Raw genomic sequence first — 18097 nt, 5'->3', positions numbered from 1 at the left:
ATTACAAATCCGGGATGTACAAAGCGGTCACGCAGTCATCCGAGGCGCCAAATATACGCGTAGGTCGAACGAGCGAGAGACAGGCATTGGCAGTAGAGTTCCATGGGTCGGATCTTCTATTTTCACTTTTTTGTGATCTCTGCCAAATGATCTGCTCTGACGAGGACCGCGTAGCCCCAGTACATCAATCTGGAGGATAGAATGCCCACGATCACAGAAATTGCCGCCGGGAGCGCGGAATTTTCCGTTCTTGTATCGACACTGTCTTTCGTTGACACCGAATTGCCCGGATCCGACCTGGTCGCCACCCTGAACGATGCTTCCAGCGATTTCACGGTCTTTGCCCCTGCCAATTCAGCCTTTGCGCAATTGGCTACCGATCTGGGTTATGACGGCGATGCCAACGATACCGACGCTGTCACGGCCTTCCTGACCGGAGCTGTTCCAGCCGAAACGTTGAGAGATGTTCTGTTGTATCATGTGGCGGGTGAATCGCTCACTGCATCTGAAATCGGGACTGCAGGGGAAGTCACTACGCTTCAGGGTGGTATCGTCACGCTGGATGCGCCCACCCTGGTGGACTTCGAGCCCGATCTGATCGACGCGTCACTTGTCACCACCGATGTGGCAGCAGACAACGGCATCGTCCACATCATCGACCGTGTTATGCTGCCGATGGACCTTTCTGGCAATGACGCCCCGACGATTACAGGGATCGTTGAAGCCTCGGGTGAGTTAGACGAGAACGGCAACGACTTTGACCTGCTGCTGGCGGCCGTGTCCGCCGCCGGTCTTGGGGGAGCGTTGGACGACGCCTCCGCAGATCTGACAGTGTTTGCCCCAAACGACACCGCCTTCCTGTCGCTGGCGCAGACACTGGGCTTCGAAGGGACTGACGAGGCGGGCGCGCTGTCTTTCATCTTGCGCGGGCTGAACCTGCTGAGTGGCGGCGAACCGATCGAGTTGCTGACTCAGGTCCTGACCTATCACGTTGCGGGCGAGTCTCTGCAATCCAGCCAGGTGCTCGCTATGGACAGCATCGTGACGCTGCAGGGCGGTTCGATCACCGTGGACGGGACCAACCTTGGCGATCTCGATCCCGAATTGCCCGATCCCTCAATTATCGGACTCGACATCCAGGCCGCGAACGGAATCGTTCATTTAATTGACGGAGTACTGCTGCCCGCAGACGTGCTGGCCAGCGACGGCAACGATGATGTCGATCTTCTTTTCGGCGATGACACCAACGAAGTGTTCAACACCGGCACAGACAACGATCTGATCGACGCCGGCGGGGGCAACGATGTGGTGCGCGGCGGAGCGGGCAATGACATTGTAATCGGCGCGGCAGGTAATGACAGGCTACTGGGTGAGACCGGAAATGACCTTTTGCGCGGCGGCGATGGCAACGACACCCTGAATGGCGCCGAAGGGGCCGACACAATTTTCGGCGGTGACAGCGACAGCGATCTCGGAGACTGGATTTATGCCGGGGAGAGCTCTGACCTAGTTGACGCGGGAGGCGGTAACGACGTCGTCTACGGCGGTGGCGGAGCGGATACGATCTCTGGTGGTGCAGGTACTGATTTCCTAGCCGGGCAGGATGGCGACGACGTGCTTGCCGGGAACGGATTGAGCGACCAGATCTTTGGTAACGCTGGCAACGATTTCATCAACGGCGGCTTCGGTTTTGACCGCTTAAACGGCGGCGAAGGAGCGGACAGGTTCTATCATTTGGGCATCTCGGATCATGGCACCGACTGGATTCAGGATTATAACGCGGATGAAGGCGACGTGCTTGTCTTTGGTCAGTCTGATGCCAGCATCGACGATTTCGTGATTCACATGACCCATGCGGGCATCGTGGGAGGCAATCCTCCGGGCGACGAAGCGATTGAGGAAGTGTTCGTCGATTACAATGGGCAGGTGATTTTTGCACTGGTCGATGGGGCCGCGCAAAGTAGCATCATAATCAATATCGGCGGGACCGAGTACGATCTTCTCTCCTGACGGGCTTGAACACGAGGTACCGAGGGCGGCGCGGCTGCCCTCGGCTTTGTTTAAACTCACGCGACATCAGCAGCTCCATTCCATTCAGCGTTTCGCCTATGGAAACATTGTGGCAGCAGCACCGGGAATTGTCACCGAAATACCCCAGATTTTAACCAAAATTAACACGCAGGACATGCATGTTTAGAGTCAGCAATCCATTGCTGTCATCATTACCACGCGGGGGCCATCGTGAGAGAGGTGCTCATGAACGCGATCAAAACCATGCCTTTGACGGCCCCGAACGGGTCTGCAGTGATCGACTGCGAAACTGCGGCGCTGATCCGGGCGGTGATGTTGCCCCTGTTCGAGGCCGCACAATCCTGGCCCGAACTGATCGATGCCATGCAGAAACGCGGCTATGGCCTGGCGTTTCGTGGAGGTGCGTTTTGCATCACTGAAACGGAAACCGGTGCCCGTCTGTGCGGGTTGCGATTTCTGGGCCTGACCATGGAACACCTGATCGACCGATTGGGCCGGCCTTGTGTCAAGGCCGCCCCGGGCGGAACGGCGGACGGGTACCTGATGCGTAACCCGCCCGTCCGCGCCGCGATGCACTGAGGATCCGGGTCGGCGGCGGCCCGCCCCCTTGAATACCTTACAGCCAGGTGTGGAAGGACCGGCCCGCCACCGGTTCTTCGCGCGCGAGATGCGGATGGTGCGGCGCATAGATTTCCGCCACCTTCTTCACCGCTTCTTCCGGGCTCAGCTCGACGCTTTCGCCGGTCTTGCGGCTGGTCAGTTCCACCACCCCGTTTTTCAGCCCGCGCGGCCCGACGGTGATACGCCACGGCAGGCCGATCAGATCCATGGTGGCGAACTTGCCCCCTGCCCGCTCGTTGGTGTCGTCATAGAGCGGCTCAAGACCGATGGCGGTCAGCGCGGCATAAAGCTGATCACAGGCGGCGTCGGCCTCTGCATCGCCCTGTTTCAGGTTCACGATCCCGCAATGGAACGGCGTCACGCCCTCGGGCCAGATGATGCCCTTGTCGTCATGGCTCGCCTCGATGATCGCACCGATCAGGCGGGACACACCGATGCCGTGGCTGCCCATGTGGACCGGAACCGGTTTGCCATCGGGGCCTTGCACGGTGGCGCCCATCGGGTCGGAATATTTGGTGCCGAAATAGAAGATCTGCCCCACTTCGATGCCGCGCGCGCTGCGGCGGCGTTCCTCGGGGATCTGGTTGAACACCGCCTCGTCATGGGTTTCGTCAGTGCGGGCGTAGAGCGAGGTGAACTCCTCCATCACCGCGCGGCACTGCTCGACGCTGTCATAGTCGATCTCGCGTTCGCCCAGGCGAATATCGGTCACCTTGCTGTCATAGAAGACCTCGGACTCGCCGGTCTCGGCCAGCACCAGGAATTCATGGGTGTCGTCGCCGCCGATCGGGCCAGAATCGGCGCGCATCGGGATCGCCTGAAGGCCCATCCGTTCGTAGGTGCGGATATAGCTGACCAGGTGGCGGTTGTAGGAATGCAGCGCGTCCTCTTTGGTGAGGTCGAAGTTGTAGCCGTCCTTCATCAGGAATTCGCGGCCGCGCATGACGCCGAAGCGCGGGCGGATCTCGTCGCGGAATTTCCACTGGATGTGGTAAAGCGTCAGCGGCAGGTCCTTGTAGCTGCTGACATGGCCGCGGAAGATGTCGGTGATCAGTTCTTCGTTGGTGGGGCCGAACAGCATGTCGCGCCCGTGGCGGTCGGTGATGCGCAGCATTTCCTCGCCATAATCGTCGTAGCGGCCGCTTTCGCGCCAGAGATCGGCCGATTGCAGCGTGGGCATCAGCATCGGGATGTGACCGGCGCGGATCTGTTCCTCGTGCACGATGTTTTCCAGCTTGCGCAGCACCTTGAAGCCAAGAGGCAGCCAGGAATAGATGCCGGCCTGGGCCTGCTTGATCATGCCGGCGCGCAGCATCAGGCGGTGGCTGACGATCTGGGCCTCGGAGGGGTTTTCCTTGAGAACGGGCAGAAAGTATCGCGACAGGCGCATCGGGCAGTGTCTTTCGTGAAGGAACGTTGCAGAGCGGTCTAAGACAAAGGTCCGCGACAGGCAATCGCCGTGCGGTACTTCGGGGCGCGGGTTTGGGTGTTTTTTGCACGGTTTGGGGCGGATAAGGCGCCAGTCCCTGGGGAAGGACCGGCGCTGTTGCCTCACCGGGGAAATGTCCCGGTTCTCAAGACCCGAAGGGGAAGGCACCCGGAGACAGGCGGTAATGTCCTGCCAGGCACCCGTGGGTCCTGAGTTCACTCACGAAGCCGTGACAAGGTGCATGGGCGCATGGCCCCGGGCGAGTGCGGAAATCCTCATCGTGACAGGGCGGGGTCATGGTCGGGACCGGCGAACATCTGCTTCAGCAGCGCCGCCTTGCCCACGGCCTGGGCGGTGGTCTCGACCCCCAGCATGTCGCGCGCCTTGCGCATGTGTTTTTCGATGGCGCTGAGCGACAGGCCGGCCAGAATCTGGATGTCCTGCATGGTCTTGCCGTCGGCCACCCAGTCCAGGAGCTCGCGCTGGCGGCGACTGAACCGACCGCCCGGCACCGGCAGCGGCAATTGCGACATCTTTAGATGGGCAATGTTGCAGAATGCCATTACGGCGGCCGAAACGTCAGGCCAGCGGGCGTCGAGCGCGGCCTGGCTTTCGCCCGGCACGGCGGCGGCTGGTCGCCATCTCGTCCATCGCCGCGCATTCATCGGGCGAGAGTCGGCCGGCGGCACGTTCGGCATGGACCCAGCCCCACGACACCGCACCCACGTTTTCCAGCACCCAGCGGTATTCGGCGGTTCTGCGGTAAAGGCCCGAGGTGTGATGCGCGCGCACCCGGTCCAGCGCGTCGGTGCTGAGAAACAGTACGTCCTGCGGATCGCCGATGCTGGTACCGACGCGTCCCCGAGTGAGGCCATGGTTCACCCGTTCGAAGCCGAACCACCGCAGGCTCGCGACCAGCAGTTCCCAGACAATGCCGATATCGGTAGCCATTGCGATCCTGTTGACCTGGTCCAGATCGTCTTGCGCCTGTTCTGCCCGCCGGTCTGCGCGGCTACTCATTCCCTCTCCTCAACCCGTTACCCGAAACGCCGCGATCCGGGCGGCCAGGGTCATGGTTCCCGAAGGAAGGAATGCTTGCAAGCCCCGCCCGCATCGGCGAAAACCGAAATCGGACCCATCGAACCGGAGGCGGCATGTCTTTGCCAGTCAAGGACCAACTGAGATACTGGAGCATCGTGGCGGTGGTGATCGTCCTGGTGCTGTATCTGCTGGGCGACGTGCTGTTGCCGTTCGTGATCGGCGGGGCGATCGCTTATTTCGTCGATCCGGTCGCCGACCGGCTGGAAAAATGGGGGCTGTCGCGCAGCGCGGCCACGGCGGTGATCACCATCGCCTCGGTCCTGCTGTTCGTGCTGACCATGGTGATGATCGTGCCGGTGCTGGTGGCACAGATGATCGACCTGGTGAACACGCTGCCGCAGCTGTTCCAGGATTTTCGCACTTTTGTCAGCACTCATTTCCCGGCGGTTCTGGACCGGGGGTCGAATGCGCATCAGATCATCGCCTCGGTCGGAGAGATGCTGAAATCGCGCACCGGCGAGTTCCTGCAAACCATTGCCGGATCGGTCGGATCGGCGGTCAACGTCGTGCTTTTGCTGGTCATCGTGCCGGTGGTGTCGGTCTATCTGCTCTTGGACTGGGACCGGATGATCGCGCGCATCGACCAGCTTTTGCCGCTGGACCATGCGCCGGTAGTCCGGCGCCTGGCCGGAGAGATCGACGCGGTGCTGGCCTCGTTCGTACGCGGCATGGGCACGGTCTGTCTGATCCTGGGCACCTATTATGCGGTGGCGCTGATGTTGGTTGGGCTGCAATTCGGCCTGGTGGTGGGGCTGATCGCCGGTCTGGTGACCTTCATCCCCTATCTCGGCGCGCTGATCGGCGGCGCGCTGGCCATCGGTCTGGCGCTGTTCCAGTTCTGGGGCGACTGGTTTTCCATCGGGCTGGTGGCCGCGATTTTCGCCATTGGGCAGGTGGTCGAAGGCAATCTGCTGACGCCCAAGCTGGTGGGCAGTTCGGTCGGACTGCATCCGGTCTGGCTGTTGCTGGCGCTGTCGGTATTTGGCGCGCTCTTTGGCTTTGTCGGCATGCTGGTCGCGGTGCCGGTGGCCGCCGCGCTGGGCGTTCTGGCGCGCTTTGCCACCGCGCAATATCTGGGGAGCCGCCTGTATCGCGGGCTGGCGGGACAGGACACGGAATAGATGGCCCGACAACTCAGCTTCGACCTCCCTGCGATGACCGCGCTGGGGCGGGAGGATTTTTTCGTCTCGCCCGCCAACGCGCTGGCGGTGGCAATGATCTCGGCCCATGTCTGGCCCGGCGGCAAGCTGGTGCTGAGCGGCCCCGTGGGCGCGGGCAAGACGCATCTGGCGCATGTCTGGGCGGCCGAGACCGGCGGTCGGATCGTGGCGGCGGCCGAACTGACCGAAGAGATGATTCCCGATCTGGCGGCGGGGCCGGTCGCGGTCGAGGACGTGCCCGCGATTTCCGGGGACGGGGAGCGCGAGGCGCTGCTGTTTCACCTGCACAACCTGACGCTGGCGCAGGGGCATGCGCTGTTGATGACCGGACAGTCGGCGCCGGGGTTCTGGAACCTGACCCTGCCCGACCTGACAAGCCGGATCGAAGGCGCCCAGCATGTCGCGCTGGAGCCGCCCGACGATGCACTTTTGGGCGCGGTGCTGGCCAAGCTGTTCATCGACCGCCAGCTTTATCCCGGGCCCGAGGTGATCGCCTATCTGGTCAAGCACATGGACCGCAGTTTCGAGGCCGCCGCGCGCACGGTCGCGGCGCTGGACCGGCTGGCGCTGGCCGAGCGGCGCGAGATCACCCGGGCGCTGGCGGCTCGGGTGTTGAACGAAGGTGCGGCGGGAGAGCGCAATTGACCGGGGCGGAGCGATCCCGCATCCTGCGGCAAGCAAGACTGAGGGCCAGATGAACCAACCTACGGAAGCGACCCTCCCGGATTGGGGGCCTTTTGGACGCCCGTTGTTCAACGATCCCAGTGCCCGCGCCCTGTCGCGAATCGGGGTGGTGGATGTGGGCTCGAACTCGGTCCGGATGGTGGTGTTCGATGGCGCGGCGCGCTCGCCCGCCTATTTCTACAACGAGAAGATCATGTGTGCGCTCGGCGCCGGCCTGTCTGAATCCGGCAGGCTGAACCCCGAGGGCCGGGTGCGGGCGCTGGCGGCGCTGCGCCGGTTTCAGCATATGGCGGACGATCTGGACCTGCCTCCGCTGGCTGCCGTGGCCACCGCAGCGGTGCGCGAGGCGACCGATGGGCAAGCGTTCTGCGACGAGGTGCTGCGCGAGACCGGATTGAAGATCCAGGTGATCGACGGCGACGAGGAGGCGCGGCTGTCGGCGCAGGGGGTGCTGTTGGGCTGGCCCGGCGCCTATGGGCTGATCTGCGATATCGGCGGGTCATCGATGGAACTGGCCGAGATCGCCAACAACCAGGTCGGGCGGCGGGTGACCTCGCCGCTGGGTCCGCTGAAGCTGCGCGACATCAAGGGCGGCCGCAAGGGGCGCAAGGCGCATATCAAGCAGGTGATGGGTGAGCTGAAGGCGCAGCTGGGGCCGCAGCGTGACCGACTGTTCCTGGTCGGCGGCAGCTGGCGGGCGATCGCGCGGATCGACATGCTGCGCCGCAACTATCCGCTGAAAGTGCTGCACGAATACCGCATGACCGTGCGCGACGTGCATGAGACGGTGAAGTTCATCGAGAACTCGGATCTGGAGAAGCTGCGGAGCAAGACCGGGCTGTCCTCGTCCCGGATATCGCTGGTGCCCTATGCGATCGACGTGCTGACCCGGTTGATCCGCGAGTTCAAGCCCAAGGATATCGCGATCTCGTCCTACGGGATCCGCGAGGGGCTGTTGTTCGAGCAGATGCCGCAGCGGCTGCGCGACCGCGACCCGTTGATCGAGGCGAGCTATTTCGCCGAGGCCAAGGATGCCCGCCTGCCCGGGTTCGGCAAGCAGTTGTTCGAGTTTGTGATGCCGCTGTTCAAATCCGCCCCGCCCGCGCAGGTGCGGCTGATCAAGGCGGCCTGCCTGCTGCATGACGTGAGCTGGCGGGCGCATCCCGATTACCGCGCCGAGATCTGTTTCGACAACGTCACCCGTGCCAACCTGGGCGGGCTGAAACATTCCGAACGTGTGTTCATCGGCCTGGCGCTGCAACACCGCTATCGCAACAAGCGCGAGGGCAACCGGTTCGACCCGATCTATGCGCTGCTTGACGAGAAGAGCCAGAAACAGGCCGAGACCCTGGGCAAGGCGATGCGGTTCGGCGCGATGCTGTGGCTGAAACGCGACGCGCGAATGGGGCGGCTGACCTGGTTCCCCAAGAAACGCAGGCTGGAGCTGCACCTGCCGAAAGAGGCCGCCGCGCTCTTTGGCGAAGTGGCCGAGGCGCGGTTCCAGTCACTGGTTTCGGCGCTGGGGGCGACCTCGGAGGTCTTTGTCGAGGAGTGAGGGGACGTGTAGCCGAGATGCCCAGGCGCCCAGGACAGTGAACTGCGCGGCCGGATTGCGATACAGCGGACCTTGCAGCGACTTGCCGCGAAAGTCGGCCTCGAGCCCCTATTTGCCATCGCCCTGCCAAGTTTGAATGACGGAAAACCGCAACAGCTACTGAGTTACCTGCAAGCCCTGCCGCGCATGTTGGTGGGAAGGCAAAGCGAGAAACTGATCGTCACAACTGAATTGATCGCGATCAAGTCGGATGTTGCCACCAACCGTTAGCCTTACACGCAGATAGATTTTCTAGCCTAACCATTTTAACACGAAGGAAAGCGGATTTGGCTACCTCTGAAGACAAGGGCTGGGACGCCATCATCATTGGCTCGGGCATTGCGGTCCTGTTGTACGGGCGGTTTCCACTTTCTCTCCGCAGCCTCACGACTCGAACGATTTTCAAGCTGAACCGCGCTGCCGCTCTCTCCGAGTGGCGCGGTCGTTGTGCGGATTAAAAGGCAGTCATACCGCCCTTGCGTAGCTTGGTTCGAATTCGACTAGCAGTTCCCGGCTTGTTTCCATTCGGTTTCGCTGACACTTTGCTTGTGGCTGAAAGGGGCACCTATCTTGTTGATTGATCGTTTGATCGTTCTTGCACGTAAGCACGGATCGGGATTTCGTTCCGGTGTTCCTTTTTGCGACAGAGCTAGCCTTGCCGGTGCAGCGAACACCTTGCTACGGGTGATCCTTTTCACGGGTAGCCTATCGGGCGCTGCCCTTGCGCAGAACCCGTTCTTCGAACAACGCAATACCGCTGTTGACGCGGCAACTCAAACGGATGTCGGCCTTAGAAGCGGCTCGCTGGTCATCGCACCGATCCCTTTCAGCAACGATGTGATCGGCAACGGAATTTCCCTGGGCGCGGGTTATCTTTTTACCCTCCCTGGATCAAAGCCATCAGGGGTCGGTGTTGCGACGCTGAAGACCGATAATGGAAGCACCGGCTACGGTGGCGGTGGGCTTGTTAACTTCGGCAACGGGCGCTGGACGCTCGGGCTTTTTGGCGGCACCGCAGATGTCAATTACACGTTGCCCGTTGGCAGGCTCAAGTTGCCACTCACGCAATCCGGCAAAGCGGTTGACGCCATCTTGGGCTATAACGTTACGGATCAACTGAAAATCGGGTTCAACCTGGGATACCTCGACACGTCGATTGGATTGGGCACTCTGCGTGTGAGTGATTTTCCAGTTGATCTGCGGCCTGATTTGGACGTCGAGTTGGTCAAATTCAGCGCACATGCAACTTGGGACACGCGAGATAACACTTTCTATCCGACGACCGGCGTACTGATCTCGGGAAAGATTTCGCACGCGGGCATCACGGATCAGGCATTCGGAAACCTGCTGACGATATCGGACAGAAGTTACTACAAAGGCGTGGCTTCCGCATCTACCTACAACGCGATTGGGGAACGTGGTGTTCTTGCTGTCATTGCCTCTGTCTGCGGTGCTGGTAGTGATGCGCCATTCTTTGACTCTTGCGGTGTTGGTTTCTCTGATGGCTTGCGTGGATTTGGCACTCTGGACAATTTGCAAAACTGGTCTGCCTCCGCCCAAGTGGAGTATCGAGGCCGCGTCTCTGAACGTTTCGGTTATGTCGCGTTTGCCGGTCTCGGCGGCGGCGGTGAAAGCATCAGCGCCATTTCGACGAAAAACGGCGGAGCTGCGGCTGGCGTCGGCTTGAGGTATCGTATCGCCAAGAAATTCGGGTTGGACTACGCCGTTGATTACGCGGTCAACGATCAAGGTGAAGCGTTTCTATACCTCTCTCTTGGGCAACGGTTTTGATCTCATCCATGATAGTGGCTTTGCGTAAATTCCATCAACACCAAACGCCGTGCAGGAAAGTACTGGCCGAGGAAATCTGATCAACCGGATAAACGGCTTTTCCGGCCAGCAACGGCATGATGCCGTAAGCCAGAAGCAGTTCGAAATAAGACGTCCGGACAGGAACTGCGCCCAGTACTCAAGGCGAAGGTGGCAGTTGCCGAAACAAAGCAGTGGCGCGATCAGCTTATCGGGAGAGCAACGCGGGAGACGCTCCGATTAGCTGGCCAAAGTGCGAAGCCTTCACATATCGCCTGATATGCGTGTCTCGGCGAGCGCGACCCTGGCCGCCGCGGGGCCTGTCCCGACTGGTTGGGACCATGTAGTCAAAAACAGTGCCAAGCCGAGTAGCAGGACAAAACTAGCCCCTACGAGGCGTACACCGGCTTCGAACCGCGCTTTTCTGGTCGGGTTGGTTCCGGCCCTGCGTTCGAGCGCGGCCCGCCCCCAGATTGCCGCCATCCCGATCATGGACATGGCAACCGCCATCCCGGCTGATATCGCGATCACCATCAGAATCGCTGGTACAACCAGGTCATTCGCAAGACCGAACAGCATCACGATCAGCGCCCCGGTGCAGGGAACCGCGCCCACAGCAAGTGCGATCCAGGCGCCAGACCGGTTTGCGGACGCACTGGCGGCAGAGCAGGCAGCGCATCCCGTGTGGGTGTCGAGCCCATGGGCATGATGCCGCCGTTGATGAACGAGGGCCTTTGCCGCCTGCCACACCAACGTCGCCCCAATAAGAACGATCAATCCGTAGCTGCCAAGCCGTATGAGCCGATAGTCGGACGGGGCTGCCCCGGTTGTCTGCCGCACGGCCAGATCAAGGAGGAAGACCACGGCAACGGCCGAGACGACGTGGAAAACCGCGATGCGGCTTCCCATCAGGATGCCGCGGCGAAGGCTACCGCCTTCTCCGATGAAGTAAGAAACCACAACGGCCTTTCCATGTCCCGGACCCAAGGTGTGCAGGGCGCCGTAAAGGAATGCGACCATCAAGGCGAAACCGGCTGCTCCGAGTGACCGCCCGTCCTCGATAGAGCGCATGGCCGAGGTGAAAAGGTTGTTGATCCAGATTTGCGCCCGCGCGAAAAGGTTGCCGTCGACCGGTGCCTCGGCAGCGACCGGAATCTCGCCCGGTTCGCCCCATGCCTGCGCATTGGTGAGCGTGTAGGAGGCCTCGACCACCCTTTGTCCGTCGACAAGGAAGAGATTGCTGACAGTCGGCTGGTGTTCAAGAACGCCCCGCAGGCGAATTGCATGAAATGTCTTGTCGATTTCGAGGCCGTCAGGAACGTCGACACGGATCATCTGGTTGGGTGGTGGAGGTGGCGTATGGATGCACGCCCCCACCCACGGGACGAGCAGAAAGCTGTGAACGCGGCCGTCTGCGGCATGTAGGGGCAGGACGTAGCCATCGACAAGCACCTCGCGCCCCAGAAACCGCCCTGTTACGCCGGTCGCCTCTTCGCGGCGCTTCTCCATAACGACAAGCCGCTGGGCCAACAGCTGGTCAGCGTCGTAGCCGTCGTCGCGCAACCGCGCCCGGGCTTCTTGCGAGCGTTGTTCGAGTTCGGCATCGCCGACCTTGCCAGCGGCGTCGAGGATTGTTCGAAGGTCATTTTTTTGCTGGTATGACATTTCCAGAAAGGGGTCATCATAGGGTTCCGTAGCCGGAGCCAGTGCCCCCCAGCGAGCCAGTTCGACAGGCTCGGCAAAAGCGCTGTCAGGCAGGACAAGGGACGCCCAGACACACGATAGAGCGATCCACCAGGCCATTGTCGTACTCTTGGCGAAGAGAGCGAAGCGTACGGGGGTGCAGGTGGTGAAAAAACTGCGCAAAACGGATTTCTTTGGAACTGGTCCATTATCTCTGGTCATGGTCCATCCTTTTTGCCCGGGTCATATCGGATGAGCGCCCGTGCCAATTGGGCGAATAGTGCGACGAAAATGCCGACGCCAGCGAAGATATAGAATACGGTGAACAGCTTCGCGGCGGAAGTTGTCGGGCTGAGATCGCCAAAACCGACCGTCGACATCGTTGTGACCGAAAAATACAGGCTGTCGATCCACGACCATCCTTCAACCTGGCGATAGAAAACCGAGCCGCTCAGGAGCATGATCATCGCGACAGCAAAGGTCGCCCGAAATGTCTCGTCACTCCACGAACGAACCAGTGCCTTGAGCAGCCGAACTACGGTCAATGCAAATGACAACATACGATCAACCGGCTCTTCTGGCCGGTGGTCGGTTAAACGCGATGGAAACTTGCGCATAAATCCAGAAACCTGAGGGGTCGGAACGAGAGGTGCGCCCAGCCACGAAGCGGCTGGGGATGTCCTGGAACAGGGTTAACCCTATTTCTCTCCACCGGCTTGAATGGCGTCCAAGAAATGATTGCAAAAGCGCGAAGTCTCTAGGCTGGCCGATCATGTCAATCCATCTCGAACTTGTAGATCACGCCGTCTTTCATGATCAGGTCAAATTTGTCCCATGGATTGGCGATCAGGCTCAGGTCTTCCAGCGGATTGCCGTCCACCAGGATCAGGTCCGCGTAGGCGCCCACGGTCAGCTGACCTAGCGGGCCTTCCTGGTAGGGATGCCGCGGTCCAGCCAACGCAAAGAGTTCGGCGTTGTCTGATGTCGCCATCTTCAGCGCCTCGAATGGCGTGAAACCCAAGTGCTCAAGCTTGGTCAACAACTTGCCCTGACGATCCGTCGTTTCCTTGTCGAAAAGCGCGTTGGAGCCAAACGCGATATTCACGCAATTTTCCTTCATCAGTCCCAGCATTTCGCACCCCAGAAGGAACCCGTGGTCAGTGCTTTTGCCCCCCGGTTTGACCGCCATCTGCACGGCTTCATCGGAATAGACGTGCGCGGCGACGTCGATGTTGTGGCTTTCGGCGACATCCACGGCGGGTTTCGTCTCTTCAAGCGAGTACTGTCGTACATCGAGAGGGTCGAAGACAGAGGCGACACCGCCACCCACGGCCAGCTTCAACTGCGCGGCCCCCATGCGGAACACTTCCCGCGCGCGCTGCTGCACGAGAGGGACTCCGTCGGCGATCACGACGAGGCCATTGCGCCCCCAGTAGTCAAGCGTGTCGCCTGCGGGCGCAGGTACCTCAAAGGGAAGGCGATAGTCGTAATGCCCCCCTGTCTGGCTGAGCGGCGGGCCAGAGACCAGCATCCGTGGACCTAGCGTTTCGCCGCGATCGACCATCTTGTGGACAGCAAAGGAATTACCGCCCAGATCGCGTACAGTGGTGAAACCGCGCATCAGCGTTCGCTCGACTGCAATCACAGTCCGCGCGCCGACTTCGAATGAATCTCCGAACAAGGTTGCGGTCTTCGGCAGCTCTGCAAGGCTCATATGCCAGTGCGAATCCGTCAGACCCGGAATCATGGTGCGCCCGCCACCGTCGATGACCCGCCCGCCGGCAACCGCCACCTCCTCTGTCGTGATCTGGGAAATCAGGTTTCCATTGATGACGACATTGGCGTTCTCGATGAGCGCCTCGTTCCGCCTGTCGACGACGTTGACGCTGGTGATGACGATTGGTCGGACGGGATCGTCCTGCGCCCCCGCGGCGGCAGCCGCGAGGACAAGAGCAAAGGTGAACAGTGCTCTGCGAAGCACGTCAGGTCACTCCATGTCGTACTTGTAGATGATGCCATCCTTCATGATCATGCCAAAGTTTGCTTTTGCGTCGCTGATCAGGTCGAGGTTTTCCAGCGGGTTGCCATTGACGAGGATCATGTCGGCATAGGCGCCTTCCTCGATGACACCCAGCGGGCCGAGCGGGTAAGGCGTCAGCAGCCCCGACATTTTGAGCAATTCTGCGTTGTCGCAGGTGGCCATCTTCAGCGTCTCATAGGGTGTGAACCAGCGCTGCATCTTGGCAAGCACGGCGCCCTGCCGTTTGGCGAGGTCCGCGCTGAAGAGCGTATCGGTCCCAAACGCGATCTTCAGGCCCAGTTCCTTTGCGGTGCGATAGACGAAATCGGTGCCGTCGGTCACGAACTTGTACTTGGCCTTCTGGAATTCGTTCAGGGCCGGTGCGTCTTCGTCGTCAAGGAAGGGCTGCATGCTGAGCCACACGTCGTGTTCTTTGAACATCTCCAGGGTCTCGCGAGTGGACATATGCGCGTGTTCAACGCTTTTCGCCCCGTTCTTGATGGAGTGAACAACGGCCTCGTTGTTGATCGCGTGGGTTGTGACGTAGGTGCCCCAGGCTTCGGTCGCCTCTACGGCGGCCTTGAACTCCTCGTCGGTGAACTGGATCGTGTGGATCGGGTCATAGGCCGAGGTGACGCCGCCGCCCGCCATCAACTTGATCTGCGTCGCCCCTTGCATGAGGTTTTCGCGTGTACGCTTGAGAACATCCGGCACACCGTCGGTGATGTAGAACATGTTGCCGCGCTCGAAAGTGTGCAACTCGCCAGCAGCCTGCGGGACCTCGCGCGTCAGGCGGAAATCCTGGTGACCCGCAGTGATCGACAACGCCGGTCCCGAGGGAAACACCCGCGGTCCGTCGATCAGGCCCTCGTTCGTGGCCTTGGCGATGTCGAACATCGGCCCGGCGGTATCGCGGACGGTGGTAAAGCCGCGGGACAGGGCATTGTTCTGCGCCTTGGCCGCAAGCAGGTTCCAGTATCCCTCGCCGGTCAGCGCCAATTGACCGATCGTCGCCTCTGCAAAGATGCCATGCCAATGCGCGTCGATCAGGCCGGGAATGAGAGTGTAGCCTTCACCGTTGATCTCGAAGGCCCCTTCCGGCGCCTTGACATCGGCGCCGATGGTCGAAATCAGTTTCCCGCTGACCAGAACATCGACATCCGCAAGCTCTTCATCGCAGCCGTTGAACACCTGCGCGCCGCGGATCACCACGTTGTCGAACCTCATCTTGACCGTGGTGGTTTCGATGTCTCCGACAACACCGGCGGGTACGACGGCGTGATTGGCCTCATGCGCGGCGAGGCCAACTGGCGAAACGGCGAGCGTAGTGCTTAGAAGAACAGTCAGAGTATGATTTTTCACTGTATGTGTCCTCGATATGTTGTGAACTTTTGATAGGGTCGCTTCGTTCTCTTTGAAGCGGTGTTTGCCATGGGTTTCGGGTCTTCAGAAGTTGAGAACCTTGTATCCCACCTGGATCGACCATTCGGCTGGCCTGTCGCCGCCAATGAGAATGCCCGGTTTGACATAGACTTGACCGTCTCCCCCGAAGGCCTTGCCCGTCAGCATCCCGGCAGTGACTTGAAAGCTGCCAAATGTCTTGCCGGCTTCCCAATCGTGGATAATCGCCGGGTCGAATGTCAAATAAAAGCGACGATTCTTCAGCTTTGGAACATAGTAGAAGTCGACCGTGGTAGTGTTGACGTTTGCGCCCTGTCTGTTCCCTCCCTCAAGGCCGAAGGTGTGAACAACGGCAGGAGCGAAGATCGAGCCGCTGTCGAGGAACCATGCATAAAAGGCTGACGCTTCGGCCGCCAACTGGCCGTATCCGGCAAAGTCTGTCTCAGCCGTATCCAGAAACACCTCGAATGTAAAAGCGGCGCCGTTTCTCTTGGTGAGATAGAACACGTCAATATACGTGATGCTGATATCCCCCAGCCGCAACTCTTCGCCAACATTCGGGTTTAGCGCCGCTGCCGCAGCCGCGTCACCCAGGAACGGGCTGGCATTAAAGGGGCTGTCGGAAAACGGGACTGTGAACCGCAAGGCCTTGCTGCCATCCCCGATTGGCCTGGTATAGAACAGTTCAAGCAGACCTGTGTTCAGGTTGGAGTTGATTTGATTGAACTGGTACTGGATGCCCATCTGCGTTGTGAGCAGCGTTGGGTTGGTTCCGTTGTTGATCTCGTCTGGATTCTGTTGTGCTGCGCATTGCATCGAAAAGCCGATCAGCGCGAAGGACAATGCGATTCTCAAAAGGGATTTTTTCACTTTTATTGTCACTCCGGTTATTTTTGTGCAATTCTTCTTAAGGTTTCTTCGGCTCGTTCCTGCAGGGCCATGGCTGACGCACTGCGCGCCAGAAGGCCTTGTTGGTCCCAATGGAAAAGTCGAACGCACGGATCGAACTATCCCAGATTTCAGTCTGCAGCAACTGGATGAAAATGAGTGTGAAGTTGATATGCAAAAATTTAAGAATGCATTGGGAGTAGATGTGACGCGCTGGTCCATCGACGACGTGGAGCAGATGATAGCTGCCCCAAAGATGGACGTCGTGCCACTGTCCGCGAGCGGGGCAAGCGGCGTCATGGCCTGGGCGGCTACGGGAACCGTCACGCTCGGAAGGATCGCCTTGATCGGAGAAGCGACGATAGGTACGAAGCTGGACAAGGCTTTCGTGAATTTCACCTTGCCGGTTGTGCAGGCGGAAACCTGGACCATCAATGGCCGATCAGGAGACGGAAACGCCTTTTTCTTCAACGCGGACATGGATGAAGGCTATATCAACGCCCCGAGCCGATATGGCTACTTCGGAAGGGTGCCGAAAGACGCGTTGCGGCAGGAATTGACGGCTCTACTCGGTCGGAATCCGGAGGCGAGTGCTATGCAGAAGGGGATCGTCTCAGTTTCAAGCGGTCTGAAAACTCGGCTGATCCGGACCTTCGAGCGACTTCTGTCGCGCGCGTCCGGCCGACCGCTTTTCCCGAAACCGGCGCGTGCAGCGCGTATCTTCGAAGCGGAAATCGTGCACGCGCTGGCCGTGACGGTGCTTGATACAAGGCGCACCACCGCAGAAATGCCCGTCGTTGCCGGAGGTCTTCCCCGGCTAGTCGGTGAGGCTGTTGCGCTCTTCGACGCGGCTGAGCCGGGATCCCTGACCCTTAAGGATATCTGTTCTGCGCTCGCTGTCAGCGCGCCCACACTGAACATGGCTTTCCAAGAGGTTACAGGAACGACGCCGATGCGCTTCTACAGAATGAAGCGGTTGGTAGCTGTTCGCCAGGACTTGCTGTTGCAGTCCGGAGCGGTCAGCGCGGTCAAGCAAGCGGCCATGCGTCAAGGGTTTCACGATCCGAGCCGGATGAGCGCTCTGTACCGGCAAGTCTACAATGAACTGCCGTCCGAGACGGTGGTGCGACGTGGCAGACAGGCAGGACTCTGATCCAAGTGGGTGTACAGAGAAATACAGCAACTTGAGGAACTGACGCAAGGACGCGCCCCCCCACCGCAGTGGTGCCTGTGCGCCGCGAAGCGAGGCCGTGATCGCAACACGACTGAATCACTGATTGCATCCGGTCTGACCAGCGAGATAGCCGCTGCTCTTATCAAGTTTCCCGACATTGCAGTTCACCTGCACCCTTCGCATGAACCGGGCGCCACCGGGTCTGCCGAACGTGCAGGCGGCTATCGCTGCAACAGCGACCGGAAGAAAAGTCCCGCATCTCGAAGGTCTGAACTTCTGGCAGCGAAAGCGTGGTATGGGTTCGGACCGGATCGACTCCGGAGAACGACAACTTCGGTGACATGCGCCGCCTCGCAACAGAAGGGGCACTGCGACCGCGAAGCCATGCTGCGCCAGCGAAAGCCGCGTGGGCAAAAGGCGGGTTTGTCCTGTGTGTATGACGTCTGCTTTGCAAGGAAAAAATGCTCTGATTGCGCGGCTGGTCAGTACAGTCCTGTGTCCG

General features: G+C 60.2%; 16 protein-coding genes. 8 read left to right on the top strand and 8 right to left on the bottom strand.

The genetic code is table 11. The features are described 5' to 3' along the window. The first annotated feature begins 201 nt into the window (after positions 1-201). Together OEZ49_RS20240 and OEZ49_RS20235 are read left to right on the top strand one after the other, a co-directional pair. Complete coding sequence (locus tag OEZ49_RS20240) at positions 202-2010, top strand: fasciclin domain-containing protein (protein WP_263389989.1); 1809 nt, start codon at positions 202-204, stop codon at positions 2008-2010. 246 nt (positions 2011-2256) lie between these two features. Further along, on the top strand, positions 2257-2610 hold the full coding sequence (locus tag OEZ49_RS20235; RefSeq protein ID WP_263389988.1) for a hypothetical protein: 354 nt from the start codon (positions 2257-2259) through the stop codon (positions 2608-2610). A gap of 37 nt (positions 2611-2647) precedes the next feature. Here OEZ49_RS20235 and proS read toward each other — a convergent pair whose 3' ends face one another. From proS to OEZ49_RS20220, 3 genes are all read right to left on the bottom strand, one after another. Further along, positions 2648-4042: a proline--tRNA ligase gene (gene proS / locus OEZ49_RS20230; protein WP_263389987.1), complete on the bottom strand. Its 1395-nt coding sequence runs from the start codon at positions 4040-4042 to the stop codon at positions 2648-2650. Between the two features lie 314 nt (positions 4043-4356). After that, positions 4357-4644, bottom strand: a complete 288-nt coding sequence (locus tag OEZ49_RS20225; protein ID WP_263389986.1) for a helix-turn-helix domain-containing protein — start codon at positions 4642-4644, stop codon at positions 4357-4359. A gap of 16 nt (positions 4645-4660) precedes the next feature. Continuing rightward, on the bottom strand, positions 4661-5101 hold the full coding sequence (locus OEZ49_RS20220; protein WP_263389985.1) for a hypothetical protein: 441 nt from the start codon (positions 5099-5101) through the stop codon (positions 4661-4663). A gap of 134 nt (positions 5102-5235) precedes the next feature. On the opposite strand from OEZ49_RS20220, the gene OEZ49_RS20215 reads away from it, so the two are divergent. From OEZ49_RS20215 to OEZ49_RS20195, 5 genes are all read left to right on the top strand, one after another. Continuing rightward, entirely contained in the window at positions 5236-6303 is a 1068-nt protein-coding gene (locus OEZ49_RS20215) for an AI-2E family transporter (protein WP_263389984.1), read from the top strand. Further along, positions 6304-6987, top strand: a complete 684-nt coding sequence (locus OEZ49_RS20210; RefSeq protein ID WP_263389983.1) for a P-loop NTPase family protein — start codon at positions 6304-6306, stop codon at positions 6985-6987. Between the two features lie 49 nt (positions 6988-7036). Then, positions 7037-8581: a Ppx/GppA family phosphatase gene (locus tag OEZ49_RS20205; RefSeq protein WP_263389982.1), complete on the top strand. Its 1545-nt coding sequence runs from the start codon at positions 7037-7039 to the stop codon at positions 8579-8581. A gap of 72 nt (positions 8582-8653) precedes the next feature. Next, the gene (locus OEZ49_RS20200) at positions 8654-8851 is read left to right on the top strand and encodes a hypothetical protein (RefSeq protein ID WP_263389981.1); all 198 of its coding nucleotides are present in this window, start codon (positions 8654-8656) and stop codon (positions 8849-8851) included. Between the two features lie 339 nt (positions 8852-9190). Then, the gene (locus OEZ49_RS20195) at positions 9191-10411 is read left to right on the top strand and encodes a BamA/TamA family outer membrane protein (RefSeq protein WP_263389980.1); all 1221 of its coding nucleotides are present in this window, start codon (positions 9191-9193) and stop codon (positions 10409-10411) included. A gap of 282 nt (positions 10412-10693) precedes the next feature. On the opposite strand, the gene OEZ49_RS20190 is transcribed toward OEZ49_RS20195, so the two are convergent. From OEZ49_RS20190 to OEZ49_RS20170, 5 genes are all read right to left on the bottom strand, one after another. Further along, complete coding sequence (locus OEZ49_RS20190) at positions 10694-12232, bottom strand: HoxN/HupN/NixA family nickel/cobalt transporter (protein ID WP_263389979.1); 1539 nt, start codon at positions 12230-12232, stop codon at positions 10694-10696. 98 nt (positions 12233-12330) lie between these two features. Then, on the bottom strand, positions 12331-12729 hold the full coding sequence (locus OEZ49_RS20185) for a potassium channel family protein (RefSeq protein WP_263389978.1): 399 nt from the start codon (positions 12727-12729) through the stop codon (positions 12331-12333). A 158-nt stretch (positions 12730-12887) separates the two neighbouring features. Further along, positions 12888-14093, bottom strand: a complete 1206-nt coding sequence (locus OEZ49_RS20180) for a metal-dependent hydrolase family protein (protein WP_263389977.1) — start codon at positions 14091-14093, stop codon at positions 12888-12890. 6 nt (positions 14094-14099) lie between these two features. Further along, positions 14100-15494, bottom strand: a complete 1395-nt coding sequence (locus OEZ49_RS20175) for a metal-dependent hydrolase family protein (RefSeq protein WP_164128131.1) — start codon at positions 15492-15494, stop codon at positions 14100-14102. An 84-nt stretch (positions 15495-15578) separates the two neighbouring features. After that, on the bottom strand, positions 15579-16277 hold the full coding sequence (locus tag OEZ49_RS20170) for a hypothetical protein (protein ID WP_234217485.1): 699 nt from the start codon (positions 16275-16277) through the stop codon (positions 15579-15581). Here OEZ49_RS20170 and OEZ49_RS20165 point away from each other — a divergent pair. Then, positions 16255-17574, top strand: a complete 1320-nt coding sequence (locus tag OEZ49_RS20165) for an AraC family transcriptional regulator (RefSeq protein WP_263389976.1) — start codon at positions 16255-16257, stop codon at positions 17572-17574. The genes OEZ49_RS20170 and OEZ49_RS20165 overlap by 23 nt on opposite strands. Positions 17575-18097 lie beyond the last annotated feature (523 nt).

Origin of the sequence: Ruegeria marisflavi, from assembly GCF_025673445.1 — a bacterium.
Taxonomy (GTDB): domain Bacteria; phylum Pseudomonadota; class Alphaproteobacteria; order Rhodobacterales; family Rhodobacteraceae; genus Ruegeria_B; species Ruegeria_B marisflavi.
This window is presented reverse-complemented; position numbering and strand designations above follow the sequence as displayed.